We start from the raw sequence: 6,833 nt of genomic DNA on the forward strand, positions 1-6,833 counted from the left end.
GCTCAAATTCCTGACGGTTTTGTAATGACCCAGGTTGATGAAAAGTTACTGGCCAGAACCAGGCTCAAAAACATGGATCACGTGAGCGAATGGGTGGTTGGCAACTGGCAGTCGGTGGAGAACTTTATGGACAAGGGCTTTGGGTTTTGCCTGTTGCGCGATGACGTTGTGGCCAGTTGGTGCATCGCCGATTTTGGGGCCGGGAACGATTATGAAATCGGCATTCACACCGACGAAGCGTACCAACGGCGCGGTTTGGCCACCCTCACCGTGGCCGCGGCGGTGGATCATTGTTTGGCCAACGGCGGCAAAAATATCGGCTGGCATTGTTGGAGCAGCAACCTGGCCTCGGCGGCTACGGCCCAAAAGGTAGGTTTTGAGCAAACCGTCGAACATCCCGTCTACCACGCCTGGTATAACCGCTTTGATAATTTTTTGGTGCAGGGCCGGTTCAAGTATCAACAAGAAAAATATGCAGAAGCGGCGGCAGCTTACGAAACTGCCTTCAAAATGAAAGAGGCAGGCGAAGCAGAGGCGCTGACCTCCCATATCTTTGCCGACAGCGAGATTGAAGGTTGGTGTTACTATAACGCCGCTCGCGCTTGGGCTTTGCTTGGGGATAAGGACGCGGCTTTGAGGAATCTGAACAAAGCTATGGCTGCGGGCTGGTCTCACCTGGACTGCCTGCATAATGATGAGGCGTTCAAGAGTCTGAGCCAAGACAAGCAGTGGCAAGAATGGGTAGGTTAGATGATCGAAAAACCTGATCTGCAAGATGAGCGCATCATTTTTTGTTTGTGGGACGAATATGGCTCATCGCGCCATAGAGAGGTTGCCGCCGGAATTCAAATCTAAGAACGTGTTTCTTAAATGTCATTTCGAGGCCGTTAGGCCGAGAAATCTTTTTATAACACCCGCCTGGAGGAGATTTCTCGTCGCTACGCTCCTTGAAATGACATGCCGATGTATTTAAGAAACAAGTTCTAACAGAGTTTGCCCCAAACCACCAACAACCTATGAAGGAGAAATATTCAATGTTAACCATCAAACCTTTTGTCGAAAAATATCTGGGCGAAGCGGCGCAATTATTTGTAGCCAATTATAAATTGCTCCGACAAGAAAATCCATTATTGCCGGAAAAGTACGAAGAGCAGCAGGTTATCATCCCTTTGATCAGAAATCTGGCCGATGAAACCGGCGGAGTGGTGGCCTTAAAGGAAGACCTGTTGGTTGGATACATGCTTGGTTTTCGCATCCCCTACTTTAAAGGGACCAGTTACGGCGCGTATTGCCCGGAGTGGGGCCATGCGGCGATTGTCGAAACAAAACCGGACATCTATCACCAGATGTACCGGCACATCTCGCGGCAATGGGTGGCCAACGGCTGTTTCACCCACGCCTTTACTTTTCTGGGCCACGAAAAAGAAATGCTGGACACCTTTTTTGAGAACGGCTTTGGCCTGCTGGTTATTGACGCCATCCGCTCTGTGGACGTGATTGGCCAGGATTTTCCCTCAGCCTTCACCATCAGGCCCGCCGGGCCGGACGACGCAACCACTGTGAGCCGTTTAGAATATGAATTGCAACGACATCTGGCCGGTTCTCCTATATTTTTACTGGAAGACGAACCAACAAATGTAGCTGAATTAAGGCGGGGCTTGTCAGAAAAAACAAAAAAAGTCTGGCTGGCCTTTGCCGGGGACAAGCCGGTGGCTTATCTGCAAGCTGAAGCGTCGGCCTTTGGCGCAGCGCAGATAGTAAGTGATACGCACACCGTCAGTATTACCGGGGCCTATACCTTGCCGGAATATCGCGGGCGGGGGATTGCGGTGACCTTGCTGAACGAACTTTTGGTAGATGCGGCGGCAAACGGCAGCCAGAGATGTTCGGTTGATTTTGAATCTGCCAACCTTGAAGGAAAACATTTCTGGCTGGCTCATTTTAAGCCGGTGTGTTATTCGGTCATCCGCCGCTTGGACGAAAACATTGCCTGGGCCAACAGCCGATTCAAGGTCTATCAAGACGAGGAGCAACCATGACTTATTACAAAAAACTGGTCGGTAAAAAATGTTATCTTTCCCCTTGTTTGCCGGAAGACGCCGAAAAATGGACCGAGTGGTTCAATGATCTGGCCGTGGCCCTGCCTTTAGGCGACGAAGCCTACACCCCCGCCACCCCCACCGGCCAGCGAGAAGCCATCGAGGAGATAATCAAAAACAAAGCTCACATCTTTAGCATGGTTGATCTTAAAACGGAGATGCCGATAGGCCGCTGCCTGCTTTTTAATCTTGATCACGTCAATCGTTCGGCCATGTTTGGTATTTTCATTGGCGAAAAAACGTACTGGGGCCAGGGTTACGGCCAAGAGGCAACCCAACTTTTACTTGATTATGGCTTCAACCTGCTGAATTTGAACAACATTATGTTGGGGGTGATGTCGTTTAATCAACGCGCCTTGCGCAGTTACCGGAGCGTGGGCTTTAAAGAAATAGGCCGCCGCCGGCAGGCCAGGATTATTGGCCAGCAGAAGTTTGACGTCATTTTTATGGACATCCTGGCCGAAGAGTTTGTGTCGGTGTACGTGCGGCAGTTCATTGCCTGAGCGCCGCGCAGGCGGATGAATTTGCCGCGGCCATCCGGGCTGCCATTACGGATGCGGACGTATTGGCCCTGCCGGAGCATCTAGGCGCGATTGACCAATTTGTTGACTCAACGGATGTGTTGACCAATCCCGGACAATTCAGACGGCTGCGGGTGATGTATCAATGAAAGGATTCAATATGAACAAATCAGAATTACTGGCCCAACTGCGGGCCGGTCGCCAACGCCTGGAAACGGTGCTGGCGCGGGCCGATACCGACCACCTGTTACTGCCCACCCTGCCGGGCAGCTGGTCGGTTAAACACCTGCTGGCCCACCTGGGCTGGTGGGAGCAGTGGGTGGCCGCTATGTATCATACCTTAAGCCGGGGCGAGACCCCCGCTTATCCGCCCAAGTTGGATGAAGTAACCTTAAATCAAATCAACGCGCGTATATTTGCCGAGTCGCAAAACCACTCGTTGGCCGAAGCCCGCGAGCAGGAAGCTGAAGCGTATCAGGCCCTGGTGGAGTTGGTTGAACGCGCCCCGGCTGAAGATTTGTTCAATCCCCGCCGTTTCGCCTGGACGGAAGGGCATTTTTTGGCGGAGGAAATTTTGGATAACAGCGCGGGGCACTATGCGGAACATTGGCGCGATCTGCTCGCCGGGTTGTGGCAGGCCGCCGCACGCCAACCATTTAGCGGCTGGGATTTTTCCTATCTGGCCGATAAATGGCTTGAAGAAAAGCCCCCCTGGTCTTACGGGGTCATGGCCCGGGAGCTAATGGCGCAAGCGCAGGCTGTGTTAGATTTAGGCACCGGCGGCGGCGAAAAATTACTGGGATTTAAAGATGTCTTCCCCCCGCGCGTTGTGGCCACCGAGGGGTATCCGCTCAATTTCCGTTTGGCCCGGGAGCGACTGGAGCCTTTGGGCGTGGAAGTGGTGGAGTCCGACGATTCGTTGTTTGAGATACTGCCTTTTGAAAATGAGGCGTTTGATCTGGTGCTTGATCGCCACACCGGCTTCAACATCGCCGAAGTGGAACGGGTGCTGGCCCCCGGGGGCGTGTTTCTCACCCAGCAAGTGGATGGCCGTAATCTCAACGATTTATCCGCCGCGTTTGACTGCGAGCAGCCGTGGACTTACTTTACCCTGGATTTTGTGTTGGACACGATCAAAGAAACTGATCTGGTGGTGGAAATGGCCCAGGAGTGGACAGGCAAGCTCATCTTCAAAGACATCGGCGCGATGGTTTACTATTTACAGGCCGTGCCCTGGATTGTGGAGAATTTTTCGGTGGAGCGGAATTTTGACCACCTGTTGGCCTTGCAACGGCGGCTTGAGCAAGAAGGGGAATTGGCGTTTGGCCAGCGGCTGATGGTGGTCAGGGTGAGTAAGTCCAAAGGGTAGAACTCCTTGTATTTGGGGTTGCTCTTGCTTGAGAAGTTACCTATAATTAGGATAGCGTGCCTATTGAGGTGGTGTCTAAAGTTGGGCATCACTTCTTTTTATCCGAGAGCGTTTTTTAAGCTTGGCGAATGATCAGATTCGGGTGAGATAAAGGAGACATGCCAGAGCAAGTTAAAATCAGTATGAGCCAGGTCAAACGGGCCAATCGGCAAAGGCCGCGCCCAACCATTGGCCTGCTGACCGAGATTGGGGGATCGTCATATCACAATGCCCTGTGGGCGGGGTTTGCCGATGCAGCGCCGGACTTGGACGTCAATCTGATTTGTTACGTCGGCGGAACCATAAATGCATCTACGTACGGATTTGACGCCCAACGTAACATCCTCTACCACTTGGTTGGCGCCGAAAGAGTTGATGGCCTCATCATATCCGGCACGATTGGCAACTTTATCACCACCGAGGAGTTCCGGAGTTTTATCAACCGTTATGATCCTTTGCCGATGGTTGGTATCACCCAAACCCCCGGCCTTCCCTGCGTTGTGGTGGACAATGAAAAAGGCATGCAAGACATTATCACTCACTTCATTGAGGCCCACGGATACCGCCGTATCGCTTTTGTTTGCGGACCTGAGAACAACGAGGAGGCAGCGTTAAGGTACCGGGCCTATGTTGCTGCCCTGGCCAAGCATGGCCTGCCTCTCAATCCAGGCCTCGTTGCTCCAGGCGATTTTACCTACGAAACAGGCAGGGAGGCAATTCGGTTGCTGCTTGATGAGCGCAAGGTCGAATTTGACGCCATAGTGGCCGTCAACGACTGGATGGCATTTGGGGTCTTGAAGGCACTTGATGATCGGGGAATCCGTGTACCAAACGATGTCGCCTTGGGGGGCTTTGATGATACGCGCGAAGCAGCAGCTTCTCATCCCTCATTAACTACCGTGCGCCAACCGATCCACAAGCTAGGCCGGGCCGGCCTGGAAGTGTTGTTAAAGTTGCTGGCCGGTGAACAAGTGCCCGCTCAAACAGCGCTGTCCACAAAGTTGATAGCGCGGCAGTCTTGCGGTTGTTCCGAACCGGTAGTGGCGCACGCCGCCGTGGGGCCGCTGGCGAGCAAGGGCGGGCCTTTGCCGGAAGTCATTGTTGCGCGCCGAGAGGAGATTCTCTCCGAGATGGTGCGCGAAGCGGGAGAGGCTGCGCCAGCTTCTCCCGAATGGGCGGGACGACTCCTGGACGCTTTTTGGGAGGAGATAACATCCGGCGCGGCGGCGAGTGAGCCAGGCGCGGGTTCGACTCCGCCGAGTCCTTTCCTTTTGGCATTGGACGATGTCCTGCACCAGGCAGTGGCCGTGATTAACCACATGGATGACTGGCAGGAAGTGCTGTCGGTGATGCGCCGCCACCTGTTGCCGTATTTAACGAATGTGACAACTTTGTCTTGGGTGGAAGACCTTTTTAGCCAAGGGCGCGTGATGGTGGGCAGAATAGCCCAATTAAATTGGGCGCGCCAGGAGGTAAGGAGAATACAGCGGGCCGCAGCCCTGAGTTATTTTGGCGGCGATCTGATTGCGGCGGTTGAAACAGAGCAGATTTTTGACGTGATCGGTCACAATCTGCCCCAACTGGACTTTTTGACCTTTTACCTCTCTTTTTACGAGGGGCAGGATCGCCCTGCCAGGTGGTCCAGGCTGATGCTGGGCTACGACAGAAGGAAGCGGGTTGAGGTAGGCGCCGGCGGATGGCGCTTCCCCACCCGCCAACTGATTCCAGACGAGTTGTGTCCGCCGGAAAGACGATATACCTGGGTGGTAGAATCTCTCAACTTTAGAGAAAACCGGTTTGGCTGCCTTATTCTTGAGGCGGGATCACGAGAGGGGGAAATCTATGGCGCGCTGGCCAGACAAATCAGCGGCGCGTTACAGGATTCGTTGCTTTTGCAAAAACACAGGCAGGCCGAGGAGATATTGACAAGACAGGCTCAAGAATTGGTCCGTTCCAACGCTGAATTAGAGCAGTTCGCCTATGTTGCCTCGCACGACTTGCAAGAGCCGCTACGGATGGTGAAAAGCTACCTCCAACTCCTTGAGCGGCGGTATCAGGGCCGGCTTGACCAAGATGCCGACGAATTCATCGCCTTTGCCGTGGATGGGGCAGAACGCATGCGGATTCTCATCAACGATTTGCTGGAGTATTCCCGCGTGACCACCCACGGCAAACCCTTCGCTCCCACCGCTTGCGCTGCTGTTCTGGATCAGGTGTTGGCCAATCTAAAGATTGCGCTTGAAGAGAGTGGGGCGGTGGTGACCTACGATGAATTGCCGGTGGTGCTGGCCGACGAGACCCAACTGATACGGTTGTTGCAAAACCTCATTGGTAACGCCATTAAGTTTCGCCAAGCAGAAAGCCGGCCGGAGATTCACGTTAGGGCAGAGCACAGTGGTGGCGAGTGGACGTTTTCGGTGCGGGACAATGGTATCGGCATTGCCCCGGAGGATTTTGAGCGTATCTTCATGATTTTCAGGCGTCTGCACAGCCGGGAAGAGTATGCGGGCACGGGGATTGGTTTGGCGGTGTGCAAAAAGATTGTGGAGCGCCACGGCGGGCGTATTTGGGTAAAGTCGGGGGCGGGGCAAGGATCAACGTTCTACTTCACCATTTTGGACAAAGGGAGCAGGGCGATGTGATCGCTGAGACGGGCGGGAGTTTGTTACCGGGTCTACTTGACTTTTGGCAAAGCTATAGTAAACTTGCTTCATCTAACTTGAGCAAAATGTTGATTATCCAAACGGGAGCATTTTAGATGGCGATCTTCATGCGCAGACTCAGAATCGCACGGTAGTCCTGAAA

General features: G+C 53.5%; 5 protein-coding genes. All 5 read left to right on the forward strand.

Annotated elements, in window-relative coordinates:
- Nucleotides 1–750: GNAT family N-acetyltransferase (locus JW953_15530; GenBank protein MBN1994108.1), on the forward strand; the 750-nt coding region annotated here is incomplete at its 5' end.
- 284 nt (nucleotides 751–1,034) lie between these two features.
- Nucleotides 1,035–2,039, forward strand: coding sequence for a GNAT family N-acetyltransferase (locus tag JW953_15535; GenBank protein ID MBN1994109.1), 1,005 nt, complete (start codon nucleotides 1,035–1,037; stop codon nucleotides 2,037–2,039).
- On the forward strand, nucleotides 2,036–2,602 hold the full coding sequence (locus JW953_15540; GenBank protein ID MBN1994110.1) for a GNAT family N-acetyltransferase: 567 nt from the start codon (nucleotides 2,036–2,038) through the stop codon (nucleotides 2,600–2,602). Before JW953_15535 ends, JW953_15540 begins: the two co-directional genes overlap by 4 nt.
- Before the next feature lie 178 nt (nucleotides 2,603–2,780).
- Nucleotides 2,781–3,989 (forward strand): ClbS/DfsB family four-helix bundle protein, encoded by a 1,209-nt coding sequence (locus JW953_15545; protein ID MBN1994111.1) that lies wholly within the window; start codon nucleotides 2,781–2,783, stop codon nucleotides 3,987–3,989.
- A 158-nt stretch (nucleotides 3,990–4,147) separates the two neighbouring features.
- Entirely contained in the window at nucleotides 4,148–6,670 is a 2,523-nt protein-coding gene (locus JW953_15550) for a substrate-binding domain-containing protein (protein MBN1994112.1), read from the forward strand.
- The last annotated feature ends 163 nt before the right edge of the window (nucleotides 6,671–6,833 follow it).

The sequence above is a fragment of the Anaerolineae bacterium genome, assembly GCA_016931895.1.
Classification (GTDB): Bacteria; Chloroflexota; Anaerolineae; order 4572-78; family J111; genus JAFGNV01.